12 protein-coding genes, 1 pseudogene and 1 riboswitch are annotated in these 18,962 nt (G+C 72.3%); of the genes and pseudogenes, 8 read left to right on the plus strand and 5 right to left on the minus strand.

The window, feature by feature from the left end; all coding sequences use genetic code 11:
• Positions 1-100 precede the first annotated feature (100 nt).
• The gene (locus ACLF5H_RS34955) at positions 101-1,153 is read left to right on the plus strand and encodes an ABC transporter substrate-binding protein (RefSeq protein ID WP_421680027.1); all 1,053 of its coding nucleotides are present in this window, start codon (positions 101-103) and stop codon (positions 1,151-1,153) included.
• Between the two features lie 21 nt (positions 1,154-1,174).
• Here the strand turns inward: ACLF5H_RS34955 and ACLF5H_RS34960 are convergent, their stop codons facing one another.
• The 3 genes and pseudogenes from ACLF5H_RS34960 to ACLF5H_RS34970 form a co-directional block, all read right to left on the minus strand.
• Positions 1,175-2,839, minus strand: coding sequence for an ATP-binding protein (locus tag ACLF5H_RS34960; RefSeq protein WP_421680028.1), 1,665 nt, complete (start codon positions 2,837-2,839; stop codon positions 1,175-1,177).
• Between the two features lie 36 nt (positions 2,840-2,875).
• Positions 2,876-3,831, minus strand: a pseudogene (locus ACLF5H_RS34965) (sucrase ferredoxin).
• A gap of 130 nt (positions 3,832-3,961) precedes the next feature.
• On the minus strand, positions 3,962-5,224 hold the full coding sequence (locus tag ACLF5H_RS34970) for a citrate synthase (protein ID WP_421680029.1): 1,263 nt from the start codon (positions 5,222-5,224) through the stop codon (positions 3,962-3,964).
• A gap of 121 nt (positions 5,225-5,345) precedes the next feature.
• On the opposite strand from ACLF5H_RS34970, the gene ACLF5H_RS34975 reads away from it, so the two are divergent.
• Both ACLF5H_RS34975 and ACLF5H_RS34980 read left to right on the plus strand, forming a co-directional pair.
• Positions 5,346-6,509: a citrate synthase/methylcitrate synthase gene (locus ACLF5H_RS34975; RefSeq protein ID WP_421680030.1), complete on the plus strand. Its 1,164-nt coding sequence runs from the start codon at positions 5,346-5,348 to the stop codon at positions 6,507-6,509.
• A gap of 224 nt (positions 6,510-6,733) precedes the next feature.
• Complete coding sequence (locus tag ACLF5H_RS34980; RefSeq protein ID WP_421680031.1) at positions 6,734-7,837, plus strand: CobW family GTP-binding protein; 1,104 nt, start codon at positions 6,734-6,736, stop codon at positions 7,835-7,837.
• Here ACLF5H_RS34980 and ACLF5H_RS34985 read toward each other — a convergent pair whose 3' ends face one another.
• Entirely contained in the window at positions 7,838-10,297 is a 2,460-nt protein-coding gene (locus tag ACLF5H_RS34985) for a DNA gyrase/topoisomerase IV subunit A (protein ID WP_421680032.1), read from the minus strand. It lies immediately after the preceding gene.
• A 294-nt stretch (positions 10,298-10,591) separates the two neighbouring features.
• Between ACLF5H_RS34985 and ACLF5H_RS34990 the strand changes: the two genes are divergently transcribed.
• The 4 genes from ACLF5H_RS34990 to ACLF5H_RS35005 all read left to right on the plus strand — a co-directional run bounded on the left by ACLF5H_RS34990 (position 10,592) and on the right by ACLF5H_RS35005 (position 15,424).
• Positions 10,592-11,986: a M16 family metallopeptidase gene (locus tag ACLF5H_RS34990; RefSeq protein WP_421680033.1), complete on the plus strand. Its 1,395-nt coding sequence runs from the start codon at positions 10,592-10,594 to the stop codon at positions 11,984-11,986.
• 17 nt (positions 11,987-12,003) lie between these two features.
• On the plus strand, positions 12,004-13,374 hold the full coding sequence (locus ACLF5H_RS34995) for a M16 family metallopeptidase (protein ID WP_421680165.1): 1,371 nt from the start codon (positions 12,004-12,006) through the stop codon (positions 13,372-13,374).
• Between the two features lie 226 nt (positions 13,375-13,600).
• Positions 13,601-13,758, plus strand: a riboswitch (cyclic di-AMP (ydaO/yuaA leader).
• A 13-nt stretch (positions 13,759-13,771) separates the two neighbouring features.
• The gene (locus ACLF5H_RS35000; protein ID WP_421680034.1) at positions 13,772-14,515 is read left to right on the plus strand and encodes a M23 family metallopeptidase; all 744 of its coding nucleotides are present in this window, start codon (positions 13,772-13,774) and stop codon (positions 14,513-14,515) included.
• A gap of 222 nt (positions 14,516-14,737) precedes the next feature.
• Positions 14,738-15,424: a GntR family transcriptional regulator gene (locus ACLF5H_RS35005; RefSeq protein ID WP_421680035.1), complete on the plus strand. Its 687-nt coding sequence runs from the start codon at positions 14,738-14,740 to the stop codon at positions 15,422-15,424.
• 233 nt (positions 15,425-15,657) lie between these two features.
• Here ACLF5H_RS35005 and ACLF5H_RS35010 read toward each other — a convergent pair whose 3' ends face one another.
• Positions 15,658-15,939 carry an HPr family phosphocarrier protein gene (locus tag ACLF5H_RS35010; protein WP_037654141.1) on the minus strand — a complete coding sequence of 94 codons (282 nt, stop codon included), beginning with the start codon at positions 15,937-15,939 and terminating at the stop codon, positions 15,658-15,660.
• A 145-nt stretch (positions 15,940-16,084) separates the two neighbouring features.
• On the opposite strand from ACLF5H_RS35010, the gene ACLF5H_RS35015 reads away from it, so the two are divergent.
• Complete coding sequence (locus ACLF5H_RS35015) at positions 16,085-18,961, plus strand: GNAT family N-acetyltransferase (protein ID WP_421680036.1); 2,877 nt, start codon at positions 16,085-16,087, stop codon at positions 18,959-18,961.
• Position 18,962: the final 1 nt, after the last annotated feature.

An 18,962-nucleotide genomic window follows, 5' to 3' on the forward strand; every position in this document is an offset into this window, starting at 1 on the left:
CGGCAGCCGGGCGCCCCGGCCCGGACCACCGGCCGCCCCGCCGCACGACCAGCCCCCACATCCTCACCCGCACCGCCCTCTCACAAGGACGTGAACCGCCATGCGCAAGACCGCCAGACACGCCTCCCTGGCCGCCGCCGGCCTGCTCGCCCTGTCCTCGCTCACCGCCTGCGCCAACGACGCGGCCGGTTCCGCGTCCGGCTCCGGCGGGGGTGGCGGCAAGGGCGAGAGCGTCAAGATCATGGTGGGTGGCCTCGACAAGGTCATCTACCTGCCCGCGATGCTCACCCAGCGCCTCGGCTACTTCCAGGACGAGGGCCTGAACGTCCAGCTCATGTCCGAGCCCGCCGGGGTCCAGGCCGAGACCGCGCTCGTCGCCGGCCAGGTGCAGGGCGCGGTCGGCTTCTACGACCACACCCTCGACCTCCAGGTGAAGGGCAAGTCGGTCGAGTCGGTCGTCCAGTTCTCGCGCGCCCCGGGCGAGGTGGAGGTCGTGTCCGACAAGGCCGCGGGCGACATCACCTCGCCCAAGGACTTCAAGGGCCGCAAGCTGGGCGTGACCGGGCTCGGGTCCTCGACCGACTTCCTCACCAAGTACCTGGCGGTCAAGAACGGCGTGGACGTCAGCGAGTTCACCCCGGTCGCGGTGGGCGCGGGACCGACCTTCGTCGCGGCGCTCCAGCAGGGCTCGATCGACGGCGGCATGACCACCGACCCGACCGTGGCGACGATCCTCGACAAGAAGGCCGGCAGGATCCTGCTCGACATGCGCACCCCCGAGGGTTCGCAGCAGGCGCTGGGCGGGCCGTACCCGTCGTCAAGTCTGTACATGCAGACGGACTGGGTGCAGGGACACAAGGCGACCGTGCAGAAGTTGGTCAACGCATTCGTCAAGACGCTCAAGTGGATGTCCACCCACAGCGCCGACGAGATAGCCGCCAAGATGCCCGCCGACTACTCCCAGGGCGACAAGGCGCTCTACACCCAGTCCGTGAAGAGCACCCTGCCGATGTTCACCGACGACGGTGTGATGCCGGAGAACGGCCCCGAGACCGTGGAGAAGGTGCTCAAGGCGTTCAACCCCAACATCAAGAACGCGAACGTCGACCTGAGCAAGACGTACACGACCGAGTTCGCCAAGGCGGTCAAGTAGTACGGCGGGCGGTCAATGTAATCAACTGTTGCGTGCCGTGGGCTCGGGCTCCCGTCCGGGCCCGGGCTCCAGCTCCGGCTCGCCCAGCGCCTCCGGCAGCACCACCGTGAACTCCGCACCGCCCCCGCCCGCGGTGTCCACGGTCGCGCTGCCGCCCTGGCGTTCGGCGAGCCGCCGCACCAGCGACAGCCCGAGCCCCCGCTTGCCGTGCGCGGGCGCCCGCTTCGTGGACCACCCCTCGGTGAAGACCAACTCCCGCTGGTCCTTCGGCACTCCGGGCCCGGTGTCCCGTACCCGGAGCACGACCGTACGGCCCTCGACGCGCAACTCGACCTCCACGCGCGCGTGCGGGGTGCCCGCGACCGCGTCCAGGGCGTTGTCCACCAGGTTGCCGACGACCGTGACCAGCCCCCGCGGATCGACCAGCCGGTCCGGGAGCCTGCTGCGTTCCGACACCCACAGGGCGACCCCGCGTTCGGCCGCCACCGTCGCCTTGCCGACCAGCAGGGCGGCAAGCAACGGGTCCTGGACCTTCTCGGTGACCTGTTCGGCGGTGACCCGGTGATCCCCGACCACCTCCCCGACGAACTCCACCGCGTCGTCGTACATCTCCAGTTCCAGCAGCCCGAGCAGGGTGTGCATCCGGTTGGCGTGCTCGTGGTCCTGGGCGCGCAGGGCGTCGATCAGCCCGCGCGTGGAGTCGAGTTCGCGCCCCAGCTGCTCCAGTTCGGTGCGGTCGCGCAAGGTGGCCACCGCACCGCCGTCGTCGGTGGGCATCCGGTTGGCGACCAGCACCCTTCGGCCGCGCACCGTCAGCAGATCGGTGCCGGTCACCCGCCCGGCGAGCACATCGGTCGTACGGCCCTCGCCGAGCGCCTCGTCGGGAACGCGGCCCACGGCCTCGTCGCCGATGCCCAGCAGCCGCCGCGCCTCGTCGTTGAGCAGCCGGATCCGGCCGCCCCGGTCCAGCGCGACCACGCCTTCACGGATGCCGTGCAGCATCGCCTCACGCTCCGCGAGCAGCGCCGAGATGTCGGAGAACGCGAGGTCCCGGGTCTGCCGCTGCACTCGGCGGGCGATCAGCCAGGCGGCCAGCGCACCCACCGCCAGGGCGCCGCCCGCGTAGGCGAGCAGCCCCGGGATGACACCGATCAGCCGGGCGCGCACGCTGTCGTAGGCGATGCCGACCGAGACCGCCCCGATCAGGCGGTGGTGGGCGTCGTACAGCGGCACCTTGCCGCGCGCGGAGCGTCCCAGGGTGCCCCGGTCGATCTCCATGACCTCCTTGCCCGCGAGGGCGCCGGAGGGGCTCGTGGACACGGTGCGGCCGATCTGCGACGTGGTCGGATGCGACCAGCGCACCCAGTGCCGGTCCAGGACCACGATGTACTCGGCGTGCGTGGCCCGCCGGATCCGCTCGGCCTCCTGCTGCACCGGGCCGTCCTTGGTCGGCGGCGTGGTCAGCAGGCCCTGGGCGATCCCCGGGTCCTGGGCCGTGGTCTCGGCGATGGCCAGCGCGCGGCGCATCGCCTCGTGGTCCAGCTGTTTGCTCAGCGGCGCGAGGAACAGGCCGGTCACCAGCACCGCGACGCCCGCGGCGATCGTCACCTGCATGAGCAGCACCTGCGAGAACACCCGCCGTGGCATACCGAGGCGCAGACGGCGTGCGGAGGGAGTCGGACTCATGGGGGACGACAGTACGGGGTGCGCCCGCCGCGCGGTTCAGCTCGCCAGCGCCGCCGGGCGCAGCTCACGTACCGCTACGACGGTCATCCGCGCCGGTGTGCCGAGCACCGCGGCGCCGCAGCTCTCCGGGCGCGGCGGCAGCGACGCCCCGCGCGCCACGGTGACCCGGGGGGGGTGAAGGGGAGGAGGGGGAAGTAGGGAGGGGCGACGGTCACCGCCCAGCGCGGCGCCGCGCCGTCGGTCCGTACGACGCCCAGCACGCCCGCCCGGTACTCGCCCGCCGCCTCACGCACCGCCAGCTCGGCCGCCTGACCGGGGCGTTCGAAGGCGGAGCAGCCGCGGCACCCCTGGACGGCCACCCGGCCCTCCCGGACGCCGTCCAGGGCCTTCTTGAGGGTGCGCGCGTCGGCGCGTCCGTAGGCGTAGCCGTACGGCAGCACGAGCACCGTCGGCGCGAAACGATGTCCACCCAGATGAGTGACCTCCCAGACGCCGTCCTCCCCGGACGCGGCGAGCTCGGCGGCGAGCGGGCGGCCCAGCAGGGCGCAGCAGCGGTCGCGCTTGCCGTTGGTGCACACGAGCGCGAGCGGATCGCCGGTGTGCGGGCGCCCGCCGAGCACCGCGTCGAAGGAGCGGTGGTCGCCCGCGCCGAGGGCGCCGAGGTCCAGGTCGAGCAGGTGCCGGGGGTCGCGGGTGGTGGCCGCGCGCAGCCAGCCGCGGCCCGGCACGGTGTGGGCGGCGTAGACCTGGCGGATCTCGGGGGTGCCGGGGTCGGCGTGGCGGCCGGGGCGCCGGATGAGGGCCACGCGTACGCCGGTGCCCGCCGCGGCCGTCTCCAGCGCGCGGCCGACCGCCGGGTCCAGATGGCTCGAAGTGAGCGCTTTGGCGCCCCACGGGCCGGGCTGTTCCAGCAGCAGCCACGTCGTCGCCGTGGCCGCCGTCGCCGAAACGGGCTCGTCGAGGCTCAGGGAGACGGACGCGCACCTACTCACAGAGGTGAGCCTAACCTGACTCAGGCCAGGGCGACTTCCGGCCGGGGCCGTGCCCCGCTCATGGCGGGACGCCGGCCTCCAGGTGGGGGCGCGGGCCCCGGTGGGCGACGCGCGGGGACTCAGCGGGGACTCAGTCGGCTTCAGGGAGGGGCTGCGGCGGGCGCGGGCCGACGTAGTGGCCGACCGGGCGCATCCGCAGCGGGCGTTCGCCGTACTCCTCCAGGGCGTGCGCGATCCAGCCCGCGGTACGGGCGACGGCGAAGATCGTCTCCCCGGCGGTGGCGGGCATGCCGAAGGAGGAGGTGAACACCGCGAGCGCCAGGTCGACATTGGCGTGCAGCGGGGTGTGCCGTGCGGTCGTGGCGACGATGTCGCGGGCGGCGAGCAGGGCGGGTTCCGCGCGGGGGAGCCGCTCCAGCAGGCCGAACAGGAACTGTGCGCGGGGGTCCTCGCCGGTGTAGAGGCGGTGGCCGAGCCCGGGGATGCGGCGACCGGCGCGCAGCTCGTCGGCGATCACCGGGCCCGCGTTGCCCAGTTCGAGCACGTCCACCAGCATCCGGTGGGCCAGTCCGCTGCTGGCGCCGTGCAACGGGCCCTCCAGGACCCCGAGACCGGCCGAGACGGTCGCGTAGGCGTGCGCCCGCGCGGAGGCGGCGACCCGGACCGCGAGCGTGGAGGCGGCCAGGTCGTGATCGGCGAGCAGGGCCAGGGCGGCGTCCAGTACGCGCACCGCGTCCTCGTCCGCCGGGCGGGCGGTCAGCCGGGACCACAGGCGGTGGGCGAGCGGCGCGTCGTCCCCGGGGTCGTGGGCGACCGGTGGCAGGGCGGTGACGAGCGTGGGGATGAGCACGCGCGCCGTGTTCAGGACGGCCTCTTCGGACAGGTCGAAGCGCAGCGGGTCCTCGGCCGCCGCCGCGATCGTCGCGACCCGCAGCCGGTCGGTGGGGGAGGTGTGCTCGGGCAGCGCCTCCACGGCCCAGCGGGCGACGCGTACGGTCGCCTCGGGCGCGGTGAAGGCCGTACCGGGGACGAGCCGGCCGGTCCACAGCCACTCCGCGACCTCCTCGTAGGAGTGCCGGGCGGCCAGTTCGGTGGCGTCGACGCCCCGGTAGTAGTACCGGTCTGCCTCGATCAGGGTGATCCGGGTGCGCACCGAGAGATCGCCGCCGGAACCCGGGATCCCGGCGCTCTCACGGCGGTTGCGCCGGGCCAGGTCCTCCACCTCGCGCACCTCGAAGGTGCTGGCGCGACCGCCGGGCTCGCGTTTGCTGCTCAGCAGGCCGCGGCTGACATACGCGTAGACCGTCTCGGGCTTCACACCGAGCAGTTCGGCGGTCTCCTTGGTGGTCAGCCTTCGCCCCGGGCGATTGGGGGCGGGTTCGTGATCGCGCATGGGGGTCACCGTAGCGGCCTCTGCACATGTTGATGGCCAACCCTGTACGTATTGATGCAATCAACGTTGACACGTTTGACGTCAAGAGTGGACAGTCGGGTCAAGCTCAGAGAGGACACTCATGGCCATCAACAGGACCGCAACACCCCTTGTCGACGTCCCCCGCGGTCTCGCCGGTGTCGTCGTCACCGAGACGGAGATCGGCGATGTACGAGGGCGGGAGGGCTTCTACCACTACCGGCAGTACTCGGCCGTCGACCTCGCGGGCACCCGCCGTTTCGAGGACGTCTGGCACCTGCTCGTGCACGGCACCCTGCCCGACGCCGAGCGTGCTGCCGCCTTCGCCGCCGAGACCGCGGCGCTGCGGCGGCTGCCCGAGGAGGTCCGGGCGAGCCTGCCCGCGATCGCCGCCGCCAGCCGCGTCTCCGGCCCGCTGGCCGGACTGCGCACCGGGCTGTCCCTGCTGGGCGCGGCGCGGGGATTCCGGCCGCTGTACGACCTGGACGCCGACCGGCGCCGCGCGGACACGCTCGCCGCCTGCGCCGCCGTACCCACGTTGCTCACCGCTCTGTACCGGCTGGGACAGGGGCTTGAGCCCGTGGAGCCGCGGGCGGACCTGCCGTACGCCGCCAACTACCTGTACATGTTGACCGGTTCGATACCCGATCCCCGCCGGGCCCGAGCGGTCGAGCAATACTTGATCTCCACCATTGATCACGGATTCAATGCGTCAACCTTTACGGCCCGGGTCATCGCCTCCACCGGGGCCGACGCGGCGGCCTGTCTGACCGGTGCCGTGGGCGCGCTGTCCGGCCCGTTGCACGGAGGGGCACCGAGCCGGGCCCTGGACACCCTGGACGCGATCGGCACGCCTGACCGGGTCGATGCCTGGATCCGGGAACGGGTGCTCGCCGGTGAGCGGATCATGGGCTTTGGACACGCCGTCTACCGCACGGAGGACCCGCGTTCCCGGATGCTCCGGGAGATCGCCCTCGGCTTCGGCGGCCCCCGGGTGGAGTTCGCGGTGGAGGTCGAACGCCGGGTCGAGGCCGTCCTCGCCGAGCTGAAGCCGGGCCGTGAACTCCACACCAACGTCGAGTTCTACGCAGGTGTGGTCATGGAACTGTGCGGCCTGCCCCGGGAGATGTTCACCCCGACCTTCGCGGCGGGCCGGGTGGTGGGCTGGAGCGCCAACATCCTGGAACAGGCGGCCGACTCGAAGATCATCCGCCCGGCGGCGCGATATGTGGGACCGGAGCCGGCGGTGGCGGTACCCGCCGTGTGACGGGCCGACCGCCCCACAGACCGCCTCGCCCCACCGGGCCGACCGCCTCACCGGGCCGACCGCCTCACCGGGCCGACCGGGCCGGGATCCCTCTGCCGGTTTCCTGGGCCGGGACGCCTCCCTCCCCGCCCCGGGCGCCTTCGGCTCACCTCCCCAGGGCCCGCCCCCACCCCCGAACCCTTTTATCCTGGTCCGCAGCCCGGTCACAGGAGAAAGGTCGCCCCTTGGGGAACAGCTCGGCGCACGAGACGGACGGCGGTCGTCGTCCCCAGCAGCAGATTCCGGTCGTCGTCCTGGCCGGGTTTCTCGGATCGGGGAAGACCACGCTCCTCAATCACCTGCTGCACCGCAGCGCGGGCAGCAGGATCGGGGCGATCGTCAATGACTTCGGCGCCATAGAGATCGACGCGCTGGCCGTCGCGGGTGCCCTCGGCGACTCCACCGTCTCCCTCGGCAACGGCTGCCTGTGCTGCGCCGTGGACGCCGGTGAACTCGACGTCTACCTGGGCAAGCTCGCCGCGCCCGAGACCGGTGTCGATGTGATCGTCATCGAGGCCAGCGGACTCGCCGAACCCCAGGAACTGGTGCGGATGGTGCTCGCCAGCGAGCATCCCGGCATCGTCTACGGCGGTCTGGTCGAGGTCGTGGACGCCGCCGAGTTCGACGACACGCGCGCGCGGCACCCCGAGATCGACCGGCATCTCGCCCTCGCCGACCTGGTCGTCGTCAACAAGCTGGACCGGACCGCGGCCCCCGAACGGGTGCTCACCCTGGTGGGGTCGCTGACCGATCGGGCCGCCGTCGTGCCCGCCACCTACGGGCGCGTCGACCCCGAGTTCCTCTTCGACTGCCGGCCGAGCGAGGAACGCATCGGCCAGCTGTCCTTCGACGACCTGCACGACCACGGCGATGACCACGACACGAACGGCCACGCCGGACACCTGCACACCGGCTACGACAGCCTGTCCTTCGCCTCGGACGTCCCCCTGGACCCGCGCCGCCTGATGCGGTTCCTGGACAGCCGCCCCGAGGGTCTGTACCGGATCAAGGGACATGTCGACCTCGGCCCCAACGACCCCCGCAACCGGTACACCATGCACGCCGTCGGCCGGTTCCTGCGCTTCTACCCCGAGCCCTGGGCGCCCGCCGACGAACGCCGCACCCAACTGGTACTGATCGGCTCCGGCATCGACACCGAGGCGCTCGGCCGGGAACTGAAGGGCTGCGAGAGCGACGCCCCGCACGCCGACGAGCACGGCATGTGGGGCGTCCTGCGCTACGTGCAGGGCTCCGAGGACGAACCCGACCCGGAGCCCTGCGGCGGCTAGCTAGAAGACCGGCCCCGCGACCACCGACACCGTCTTCGGCAGCGAGGTGCCCGAGCCGTCCCGGCGCGGGTCGGGCTCCGGCAGCTCGGCCGGGGTGCCGTTCTTCTGCGCCGCGCGCGCGGGCACCGGGCCCGTCCAGGCCAGCGCCAGACAGTCCTCGCCCTTCAGGAACCGCTGGCAGCGCACGCCGCCGGTGGCCCGGCCCTTGCGCGGGTACTGGTCGAACGGCGTCAGCTTGGCCGTCGTCTGCACCGAGTCGTCCAGGGTGCCGCGCGACCCGGCCACCGTGAAGACCACCGCGTCGGCGGCCGGGTCGACCGCCGTGAAGCAGATGACCTTCGCGCCCTCGGTGAGCTTGATGCCCGCCATACCGCCCGCCGGACGGCCCTGCGGACGCACGATCGAGGACTGGAAGCGCAGCAGCTGCGCGTCGTCCGTGATGAAGATCAGGTCCTCCTCGCCGGTGCGCAACTCCATCGCGCCGACGATCCGGTCGCCCTCCTTGAGCGTGATGACCTCCAACTCGTCCTTGTTGGACGGGTAGTCGGGCACCACGCGCTTGACCACACCCTGCTCGGTGCCGAGCGCGAGACCGGGGGAGGACTCGTCCAGTGTGGTCAGGCACACCACCGTCTCGTCGTCCTCCAGGGACACGAACTCCGCGAGCGGCGCGCCCCCGGAGAGGTTCGGCGCGCCCGTCGCCTCGGGCAGCTGCGGCAGGTCGACCACATTGATCCGCAGCAGCCGGCCCGTCGAGGTCACCGCGCCGATCTCACCGCGCGCCGTCGCCGGCACCGCCGAGACGATCACGTCGTGCTTGACCCGCTTGCCGCCCGCCTGGTCGCGGAACGGCTCGGCGGTCGCCGTACGCGCCAGCAGCCCCGTGGAGGACAGCAGCACCCGGCACGGGTCGTCGGCCACCTGGAGCGGCACGGCCGCCGCCGGGGCGCCGCCGGCCTCCAGCAGGACGGTGCGCCGGTCGGTGCCGAACTTCTTGGCCACGGCGGCCAGTTCGGCCGAGACCAGCTTGCGCAGCTCCTGGTCGGAGTCCAGGATCCGGGTCAGCTCCGCGATCTCCTCGGTGAGCTTGTCCTTCTCCGCCTCCAGCTCGATGCGGTCGTACTTGGTGAGCCGGCGCAGCGGCGTGTCGAGGATGTACTGCGTCTGCACCTCGCTCAGCGAGAAGCGCCCCATCAGGCGCTCCTTGGCCTGCGCGGAGTTGTCGCTGGACCGGATCAGCCGGATGACCTCGTCGATGTCGACCAGGGCGGTCAGCAGACCCTCGACCAGGTGCAGCCGGTCGCTCTTCTTCTTGCGGCGGAACTCGCTGCGCCGCCGCACCACGTTGAAGCGGTGGTCGAGGTAGACCTCGAGGAGTTCCTTCAGGCCCAGGGTGAGCGGCTGGCCGTCCACCAGGGCCACGTTGTTGATGCCGAAGGACTCCTCCATCGGCGTCAGCTTGTAGAGCTGCTCCAGGATGGCCTCGGGCACGAAGCCGTTCTTGATCTCGATGACCAGGCGCAGCCCGTGCTCGCGGTCGGTGAGGTCCTTGACGTCGGCGATGCCCTGGATCTTCTTCGCGTTGACCAGGTCCTTGATCTTCGCGATGACCTTCTCCGGGCCCACCGTGAACGGCAGTTCGGTGACGACCAGGCCCTTGCGGCGGGCGGTCACGGGCTCGACCGAGACCGTCGCGCGCATCTTGAAGGTGCCGCGGCCGGTCGCGTACGCGTCCCGGATGCCGTCCAGGCCGACGATCCGGCCACCGGTGGGCAGGTCGGGGCCGGGGACGTGCTTCATCAGCGCGTCCAGGTCCGCGTTCGGGTTCCTGACCAGATGGCGGGCGGCGGCCACGACCTCGCGCAGATTGTGCGGCGGCATGTTGGTCGCCATGCCGACCGCGATGCCCGAGGAGCCATTGACCAGCAGGTTCGGGAAGGCGGCCGGCAGGGCCACCGGCTCCTGCTCCTGGCCGTCGTAGTTCGGCGTGAAGTCGACCGTGTCCTCGTCGATGGACTCGGTCATCAGGCTGGTGGCCTCGGCCATCCGGCACTCGGTGTACCGCATGGCGGCCGGCGGGTCGTCATTGCCCAGCGAGCCGAAGTTGCCGTGGCCGTCGACCAGCGGCAGCCGCATGGAGAAGGGCTGGGCCATGCGCACCAGGGCGTCGTAGATCGACGCGTCGCCGTGCGGGTGGAGCTTGCCCATGACCTCGCCCACGACACGCGCGCACTTCACATAGCCGCGTTCGGGGCGCAGGCCCATCTCGTTCATCTGATAGACGATCCGGCGGTGCACCGGCTTGAGGCCGTCACGGGCGTCCGGCAGGGCGCGCGAGTAGATGACCGAGTACGCGTACTCGAGGTAGGAGCCACGCATCTCGTCCACGACGTCGATGTCGAGGATCTTCTCCTCGTACGAATCGTCGGGCGGCGGGGTCTTCGTGCTGCGGCGGGCCATCGCTGCCGGCTCCTCCTGATCTGGTCGCTCGCCTTCGGGGCGCGCACCCTTCGGCTCGCTCGTGCTGAAGCGTCTGACGGATCTGTCGCGGACCATTGTGGACCGGGGCACTGACAACCCGGACCGGCGCCCCGGACGATCACCGTGATCCGGGTGCGAGGCAGGCTACGCGATCCGCTGTCGGCGTACGTGCCGCGGGAACTTCGCCGAGGCCTCGCACGCTTTGCATACAGTGGCAGGAACGGCAGGAAAAACGCGGTTTTCACAACCGCCTCCGCTCGCGAAGGGACGTACATGCCCATGGGTCACACGACCACAGCCCAGGCAGGCTCCGGGGGCCTGACAGCGACCGAGCATCGCCTGGCCAACGGTCTGCGCGTGGTGCTCTCCGAGGACCACCTGACCCCGGTGGCGGCGGTCTGCCTCTGGTACGACGTCGGCTCCCGCCACGAGGTCAAGGGGCGCACCGGCCTGGCCCACCTCTTCGAGCACCTGATGTTCCAGGGTTCCGGGCAGGTCAAGGGCAACGGCCACTTCGAGCTGGTGCAGGGCGCCGGCGGCTCCCTCAACGGCACCACCAGCTTCGAGCGCACCAACTACTTCGAGACCATGCCCGCCCACCAGCTGGAGCTCGCGCTCTGGCTGGAGGCCGACCGCATGGGCTCGCTGCTGACCGCCCTGGACGACGAGTCCATGGAGAACCAGCGCGACGTCGTCAAGAACGAGCGCCGCCAGCGCTACGACAACGTCCCCTACGGCACCGCCTTCGAGAAGCTGACCGCCCTGTCGTACCCCGAGGGCCACCCCTACCACCACACGCCGATCGGCTCGATGGCGGACCTGGACGCGGCCACCCTGGAGGACGCCCGCCAGTTCTTCCGCACCTACTACGCGCCGAACAACGCGGTGCTCTCCGTGGTCGGCGACATCGACCCCGAGCAGACCCTCGCCTGGGTCGAGAAGTACTTCGGCTCCATCCCGGGCCACGAAGGCAAGTCCGCGCCCCGTGACGGCTCCCTGCCGGAGGTCATCGGCGAGCAGCTGCGCGAGGTCGTCGTCGAGGAGGTACCGGCGCGCGCCCTGATGGCCGCCTACCGGCTGCCCGAGGACGGCACGCGCGCGTGCGACGCGGCCGACCTCGCCCTGACCGTCCTCGGCGGCGGCGAGTCCTCCCGGCTGTACAACCGGCTGGTGCGGCGCGACCGTACGGCCGTCGCGGCCGGCTTCGGGCTGCTGCGGCTGGCCGGGGCGCCCTCCATGGGCTGGCTGGACGTGAAGACCTCCGGCGATGTCGAGGTGCCGGTCATCGAGACCGCCATCGACGAGGAGCTGGCCCGGTTCGCCGAGGAGGGCCCCACCGCGGAGGAGATGGAGCGCGCCCAGGCCCAGTTGGAGCGCGAGTGGCTGGACCGGCTCGGCACCGTCGCGGGCCGCGCCGACGAACTGTGCCGCTACGCCGTCCTGTTCGGCGACCCGCAGCTCGCCCTGAACGCCGTGCAGCGCATCCTCGAGGTCACCCCCGAGGAGGTCCGGGAGGTCGCCAAGGCCCGGCTGCGCCCCGACAACCGCGCCGTCCTGGTCTACGAGCCGAAGTCCCCGCAGGCCGTCGAGGACGCCGATGTGCCTCAGGACCCGGAGTCGGAGGCCACCGTAGAGGCCGGAAACGAGAACGAGGAGACGGCCAAGTGACCGAGCAGCTCGCCACCATGGACTTCCACCCGCAGCCGCAGGCCGGCGAGGCGAAGCCGTGGGCCTTCCCGGCCCCCGAGCGCGGCGCGCTCGACAACGGTCTGACCGTGCTGCGCTGCCACCGCCCCGGTCAGCAGGTCGTCGCCGTCGAGGTGCTCCTGGACGCCCCCCTGGACGCCGAGCCGGCCGGCCTGGACGGCGTCGCCACCATCATGGCGCGCGCCTTCTCCGAGGGCACCGACAAGCACTCCGCCGAGGAGTTCGCCGCCGAGCTGGAGCGCGCGGGCGCCACCCTGGACGCCCACGCGGACCACCCCGGCGTCCGGATCAGCCTGGAGGTCCCCGCCTCGCGCCTGGCCAAGGGCCTCGGCCTGGCCGCCGACGCGCTGCGCGCCCCCGCCTTCGCCGAGAGCGAGGTGGAGCGGCTGGTCCGCAACCGCCTGGACGAGATCCCGCACGAGCTGGCCAGCCCCGCCCGGCGCGCCGCCAAGGAGCTCTCCAAGGAGCTGTTCCCGGCGACCGCGCGCATGTCCCGGCCGCGCCAGGGCACCGAGGAGACCGTCGAGAAGATCGACGCGGCCGCCGTACGCGCGTTCTACGACCGCCATGTGCGCCCCGCCACCGCCACCGCGGTCGTGGTCGGCGACCTCACCGGCATCGACCTGGACGCGCTGCTCGGCGAGACCCTGGGCGCCTGGACCGGTACCCCGGGCGAGCCCCGCCCCGTGCCCGCGGTGACGGCCGACGACACCGGGCGTGTCGTGATCGTGGACCGGCCCGGCGCCGTCCAGACGCAGCTGCTCATCGGCCGGGTCGGCTCGGACCGGCACGACCGGGTGTGGCCCGCCCAGGTGCTCGGCACCTACTGCCTCGGCGGCACCCTCACCTCCCGCCTGGACCGCGTCCTGCGCGAGGAGAAGGGCTACACCTACGGTGTGCGCGCGTTCGGGCAGGTGCTCCGCTCCGGACCCGAGGGCAACGGCGCCTCCATGCTGGCCATCAGCGGCTCCGTGGACACCCCCAACACCGGCCCCGCGCTGGACGACCTGTGGAAGGTGCTGCGCACCCTCGCCGCAGAGGGCCTGACCGACGCCGAGCGGGACGTCGCCGTGCAGAACCTGGTCGGGGTCGCGCCGCTGAAGTACGAGACCGCGGCGGCCGTCGCGGGCACGCTCGCCGACCAGGTGGAGCAGCATCTGTCCGACGACTTCCAGGCGACGCTCTACCGGCAGTTGGCCGCGACGGGCACCGTGGAGGCCACCGCGGCGGTCGTCAACGCCTTCCCGGTGGACCGTCTGGTGACGGTTCTCGTGGGTGACGCGTCGGAGATCAAGGCGCCCGTGGAGGCACTCGGCATCGGCGAGGTCACCGTGGTGGCGGCCGAGTAACCGCGCACGCGGGCGGTCCTCTTACGGGTGGGGCCCTGACGGCCTACAGGTCGTCAGGGCCCCACTTTGTTCCACTGCCTCCTCAAGATGTCCGAATTGCGGCGGAGGTTGCCCGTCTGCCCTGTGGGATGCGCTACAAAAGCCGCGTTCTGTTTGAGGATTGAGAGCCGGTCCGCTTAGCGTCGTCCGGGTTGTCCGTCGGGCAGTGCGCCGCAGCCGCGGCACCGGACAGCCATCGCCGAGTCCCCAGGCGCGAGTCAGGGGAGCCGGGGACCCACACGTCCCTGGGGTGAATCGGGCGTCCGTGCGCGAGCGCGGGGCCCGTAGGAGACCTTCCTGCTCCGAACCCGTCAGCTAACCCGGTAGGCGAGAGGGAAGGAAAGGAACAGCCACACACATGGCGTTCATATGCGCCACCGGGAAGCACCGCAAGCCCGGCCGGGTCAAGCGCACCACCGCCCAGGCGGCCGGTGTCGCGGCCCTGACGACCACCGGTGTCATCGGCACCCTCGCCGCGTCCCCGGCGCTCGCCGCCGAGCACACCGTCGAGCAGACCGGCCTCACCCCGGTGCTCACCGCCGGCGACGACCTCGCCGAGCACATCGACGCCCAGGCCGTCGCCCAGCAGCGGATCGCCGAGCACGAGGCGGCCGAGAGGGCCGCCGCGGTGCGCGCCAAGGAGGCCCGTGCGGCCAAGGCCCGCGCCGCCCGCGAGGCCGAGCGCAAGCGACTGAACGCCTTCGTCGCCCCGATCGCGCACTCCTACGTGTCCACCGGCTACAAGGCCAGCAGCTCTCTGTGGTCATCCGGCTCCCACACCGGCATCGACTTCCACGCCATGACCGGCACCTCCGTCCACGCGGTCGGCGTCGGCACCGTCGTCTCCACCGGCTGGGGCGGGGCGTACGGCAACCAGATCGTGCTCCGCATGGCCGACGGCATGTACACCCAGTACGGCCATCTGTCGTCCATCGGTGTCACGGTGGGCCAGCAGGTCACCGCGGGCCAGCAGATCGGCCTGTCCGGCGCGACCGGCAATGTCACCGGCCCGCATCTGCACTTCGAGGCGCGCACCGGCCCCGACTACGGCTCCGACGTCGACCCCCTCGCCTACCTCCGCGGCCACGGCGTGAACGTCTGACCGACCCGCACGGCGTCAAACCGACCCGCACGGCATGAAAAAGCCCCGGCCCACCCGGCCGGGGCTTTTCGCCGTTCTCCGGCGGTTCTCGGCGGGCCCTGTCCAAAAAATATCCATGGTTCGGGGCCCGCCATCGGAAATTCCGGCGCGGTGGAATAGAGTCACGGAAAACACGCGCCCGTCGTCGGTGTCGTGTCGCGGGTATTAAGGCGGAGGTCGGTCATGCGTATTCCGGCGCAATCGGTGTGCACGGCGATCCGGGACGACATCGTCGCCGGCGCCCTCGAACGCGGCGGCCGCCTCACCGAGGAGGTGCTCGCCCGCCGCTACGGCGTCTCCCGCGTCCCCGTGCGCGAGGCCCTGCGCACCCTGGAGGCGGAGGGCTTCGTGGTGACCCGCCGGCACGCGGGCGCCTGTGTGGCCGAACCGACCGAGCAGGAGGCCGCCGACCTGCTGGAGATGCGCCTGCTCCTGGAGCCGCTGGGTGCCGCGCGCGCCGCCCGGCGCCGTACCGAGGCCCATCTGAAGGTGCTGCGCGGCCTGGTCCGGCTGGGCCAGGAGCGCGCCAGGAGGGGCGGCAGCGAGGATCTCCGCGCCCTGGACGGCTGGTTCCACGAGACGCTGGCCCAGTCCTGCGGCAGCCCCTCGCTGACCTCGGCACTCGTCCAACTGCGCCACAAGATCGCCTGGATGTACACGGTGGCCACGCCGCCCGACGTGGTCGGCACCTGGGCGGAGCACGGCGCGATCGTGGACGCGGTGGCCCGCGGCGACGGCGAGCGCGCCCGCGCGGTGACCGCGCTGCACACCGAGCGGGCGACGGCGGCGCACCGGCTGCGCGTCCCCGGAGCCGCGCCGCGCACGCGGACTTCGCAACATGCCGTAAACATGTCCGGTGCGGGGAATTAACACCGGTGCCGTATACAAAGTGGGCGGGATATTCGACGGCCGTGTATTTCTGGATGCCCTGAATTCCGGTGAACGGGTCATGGTGAATGCTGGCCGCGACCAATAAGGTGGCGGCCGAAAACGCGGAAGCCGCGCCACCCACTGAGGATGGCGCGGCTTCTCGAAATCCCGCCCGGCCCGTTCCGGGTCCGCGCAGCCGGCCCCGGGTCCCGCGTAGACGGGCCCGGTCCCGCTCAGACCGTCTCGGGCAGCTCTTCCAGGCCCTCGGCGACCAGCTTGGCCAGTCGGTCCAGGGCGGCGTCCGCGCCCTCGGCGTCGGAGGCGAGCACGATCTCCTCGCCGCCCTGGGCACCCAGGCCCAGAACACCCAGCATGGACGCCGCGTTGACCGGGGTGCCGCCGGCCTTGCAGATCGTCACCGGGATGCCTGCGGCCGTGGCGGCCCGGACGAAGATGGAGGCGGGGCGGGCGTGAAGACCCTCGGCCCAGCCGACGTTGACGCGGCGCTCAGCCATGTGTTGCTGCCCTTCACTGTTCAGGGTTGTCTAGACCAGTGTTCCATATCGTGACGCGTGCCAGAAGAGGGGCTGCGCACCCCCTCCGCCGTGCTCCACAGAGTGCCCCGCGCCGTTGTCGTACGCGAGCCGTACGCTGGGCCCCATGCGAACCTCGGCGGAACCGCGGAGCCGGTACGAGTACCCCGCGCACTGGGAGGCGGACGTGGTGCTGCGGGACGGAGGGACCGCCCGCATCCGGCCCATCACCGTCGACGACGCCGACCGCCTGGTCCACTTCTACGAGCAGGTCTCGGACGAGTCCAAGTACTACCGTTTCTTCGCTCCTTACCCCCGGCTCTCCGCCAAGGACGTCCACCGCTTCACGCACCATGACTTCGTGGACCGGGTGGGCCTCGCGGCCACCGTGGGCGGCGAGTTCATCGCGACCGTGCGCTACGACCGCATCGGTGCCGGCGGCGCGCCCGCCTCCGGACCTGCCGACGAGGCGGAAGTCGCCTTCTTGGTACAGGACGCCCACCAGGGCAGGGGAGTCGCCTCCGCCCTCCTCGAGCACATCGCGGCCGTCGCCCGGGAGCGGGGCATCCGCCGCTTCGCCGCCGAGGTGCTGCCCGCCAACAACAAGATGATCAAGGTGTTCACGGACGCCGGGTACACCCAGAAGCGCAGCTTCGAGGACGGCGTCGTACGCCTGGAACTGGACCTCGAACCCACGGACCGCGCCCTGGCCGTGCAGTACGCGCGCGAGCAGCGCGCCGAGGCACGCTCGGTGCAGCGGCTGCTCGCGCCCGGCTCGGTCGCGGTCATCGGCGTCGGCCGCGCGCCCGGCGGGGTCGGCCGGGGCGTCCTCGCCAACATCCGCGACGCCGGGTACGCGGGCCCGCTGTACGCCGTGAACAAGGCGTTCCCCGGGGATCTGACGGAGGTCGACGGGGTGGCCGCGTACCGCTGTGTGCGGGACGTCGACGCACCGGTGGACCTCGCCGTCGTCGCCGTACCGGCCGAGTGCGTGCCCGCGGTGGTCGCCGAGTGCGGGGAACACGGCGTCCAGGGGCTCGTCGTGCTCAGTGCCGGGTACGCCGAGAGCGGCCCCGAGGGCAAGGAGCGGCAGCGGGCGCTGGTGCAGCAGGCGCGCGCGTACGGCATGCGGATCATCGGGCCCAACGCGTTCGGCGTCATCAACACCGCCCCGGACATACGGCTGAACGCCTCCCTCGCCCCCGAGATGCCCCGCCCCGGCCGCATCGGCATGTTCGCCCAGTCCGGCGCCATCGGCATCGCGCTGCTGTCCCGGCTGCACCGGCGCGGCGGCGGGGTCACCGGCACGACCGGCGTCTCCACGTTCGTCTCCGCGGGCAACCGCGCGGACGTGTCCGGCAACGACGTCCTCCAGTACTGGTACGAGGACCCGGACACCGACGTCGTCCTCATGTACCTGGAGACCATCGGCAACCCGCGCAAGTTCACCCGGCTCGCCCGGCGGACGGCGGCGGCCAAGCCGCTGGTCGTGGTGCAGGGCACCGGTACGGCACCGCAGGGACACGCGGTGCGCGCCACGCGGCTGCCGCACACGACCGTCTCCGCGCTGCTGCGGCAGGCCGGGGTGATCCGGGTCGACACCATCACCGAACTGGTCGACGCCGGGCTGCTGCTCGCCCGGCAGCCGCTGCCCGCCGGGCCCCGGGTGGCGATCCTCGGGAACTCCGAGTCGCTGGGCGTGCTGACGTACGACCGGTGCCTCGCCGAGGGGCTGCGACCTGCGCGGCCCCTCGATCTGACCACCGGGGCCACGCCGGAGGACTTCCACCGGGCGCTGAGCGCCGCGCTGGCCGACGACACGAACGACTCCGTCGTGGTGACGGCGATACCCGCGATCGGGGAGGCGTCGCCGGGCGACGCGGAGCTGGCGGAGGCCCTGCGGTCGGCTGCCGCCGGGGTGCCGGGAAAGCCGGTGCTGGTGGTGCATGTGGAGCTGGGCGGGCTGGCGGAGGCGCTGTCGGCGGCGGCGAGTACGGCACCGGCCGCGGCGCGGGCAGCCGGTATCGATAGGGCACCCGGCCCCGAAAAGGCGCCCGGTACGGATGGCGGCGCCCACCCGTACCGCCCTGCGGAACGCCCGCCCACCGCGGAGACGGACGGGGCGCCCTCCTCGGAAGCCCCCCGTCTCATCCCCGCCTACCCCGCCGCCGAGCGTGCCGTACGCGCGCTCGCCGAAGCGGTGCGGTACGGGCAGTGGCGGCGGGAGGCGGCCGAGCCCGGCAGGGTGCCGGAGTACGAGGACATCGACGAGAAGGGGGCCGCGCGGCTGATCGGGGAGCTGCTGGAGCGCGGGGAGGGGCTCACCATCTCGGACGCGCAGACCTGCGAGCTGCTCGCGAAGTACGGCATACAGGTGCGCCGCGCGCTCCCCGCGCCCACCCCCGACGACGCCGTGGCGGCCGCCCGCGCCCTCGGCTACCCGGTGGCCCTGAAGGCGACCGCCCCGCATCTGCGGCACCGCGCCGACCTGGGCGGCGTACGCCTCGACCTGGCGGACGAGGAGCAACTGCGCCGGGCCTACGCGGAGTTGAGCGAGCTGTTCGGCAAGCCGGAGGAGCTGCGCCCTGTGGTGCAGGGCATGGCGCCCCGGGGCGTCGACACCGTCGTACGGACCGTGATCGACCCGGCGGCCGGAGCCGTGCTGTCCTTCGGTCTCGCCGGCGCCGCCTCGCAGCTGCTGGACGACACCGCGCACCGGCTGATCCCGGTCACCGACCGGGAGGCGACCTCCCTGGTGCGCGCGATCCGCACCGCGCCCCTGCTGTTCGGCTGGCGCGGCTCCACCCCCGTCGACACCCCCGCCCTCGAGGAACTGCTGCTGCGGGTCTCCCGCCTGGTCGACGACCACCCCGAGGTGGTCGCCGTCACCCTGGAGCCGGTCGTCGTGGCCCCGCACGGCGCGAACGTCCTCGGCGCCACCGTCCGGCTCGCGCCCCCGCCCGCCCGCGACGACCACGGCCCGCGCACCATGCCGGCCTACTGAG

The organism is Streptomyces sp. LaBMicrA B280 (genome assembly GCF_049222185.1).
Taxonomy (GTDB): domain Bacteria; phylum Actinomycetota; class Actinomycetes; order Streptomycetales; family Streptomycetaceae; genus Streptomyces; species Streptomyces murinus.

What these genes read in the sequence shown, in the direction of transcription:
- ACLF5H_RS34985 (WP_421680032.1), bottom strand. Translation starts at nt 10,297, where the DNA reads ATGGCCCGCCGCAGCACGAAGACCCCGCCGCCCGACGATTCGTACGAG.
- ACLF5H_RS35015 (WP_421680036.1), top strand. Translation starts at nt 16,085, where the DNA reads ATGCGAACCTCGGCGGAACCGCGGAGCCGGTACGAGTACCCCGCGCAC.
- ACLF5H_RS34955 (WP_421680027.1), top strand. Translation starts at nt 101, where the DNA reads ATGCGCAAGACCGCCAGACACGCCTCCCTGGCCGCCGCCGGCCTGCTC.
- ACLF5H_RS35010 (WP_037654141.1), bottom strand. Translation starts at nt 15,939, where the DNA reads ATGGCTGAGCGCCGCGTCAACGTCGGCTGGGCCGAGGGTCTTCACGCC.
- ACLF5H_RS34990 (WP_421680033.1), top strand. Translation starts at nt 10,592, where the DNA reads ATGCCCATGGGTCACACGACCACAGCCCAGGCAGGCTCCGGGGGCCTG.
- ACLF5H_RS34995 (WP_421680165.1), top strand. Translation starts at nt 12,004, where the DNA reads ATGGACTTCCACCCGCAGCCGCAGGCCGGCGAGGCGAAGCCGTGGGCC.
- ACLF5H_RS34975 (WP_421680030.1), top strand. Translation starts at nt 5,346, where the DNA reads ATGGCCATCAACAGGACCGCAACACCCCTTGTCGACGTCCCCCGCGGT.
- ACLF5H_RS34970 (WP_421680029.1), bottom strand. Translation starts at nt 5,224, where the DNA reads ATGCGCGATCACGAACCCGCCCCCAATCGCCCGGGGCGAAGGCTGACC.
- ACLF5H_RS34960 (WP_421680028.1), bottom strand. Translation starts at nt 2,839, where the DNA reads ATGAGTCCGACTCCCTCCGCACGCCGTCTGCGCCTCGGTATGCCACGG.
- ACLF5H_RS35005 (WP_421680035.1), top strand. Translation starts at nt 14,738, where the DNA reads ATGCGTATTCCGGCGCAATCGGTGTGCACGGCGATCCGGGACGACATC.
- ACLF5H_RS35000 (WP_421680034.1), top strand. Translation starts at nt 13,772, where the DNA reads ATGGCGTTCATATGCGCCACCGGGAAGCACCGCAAGCCCGGCCGGGTC.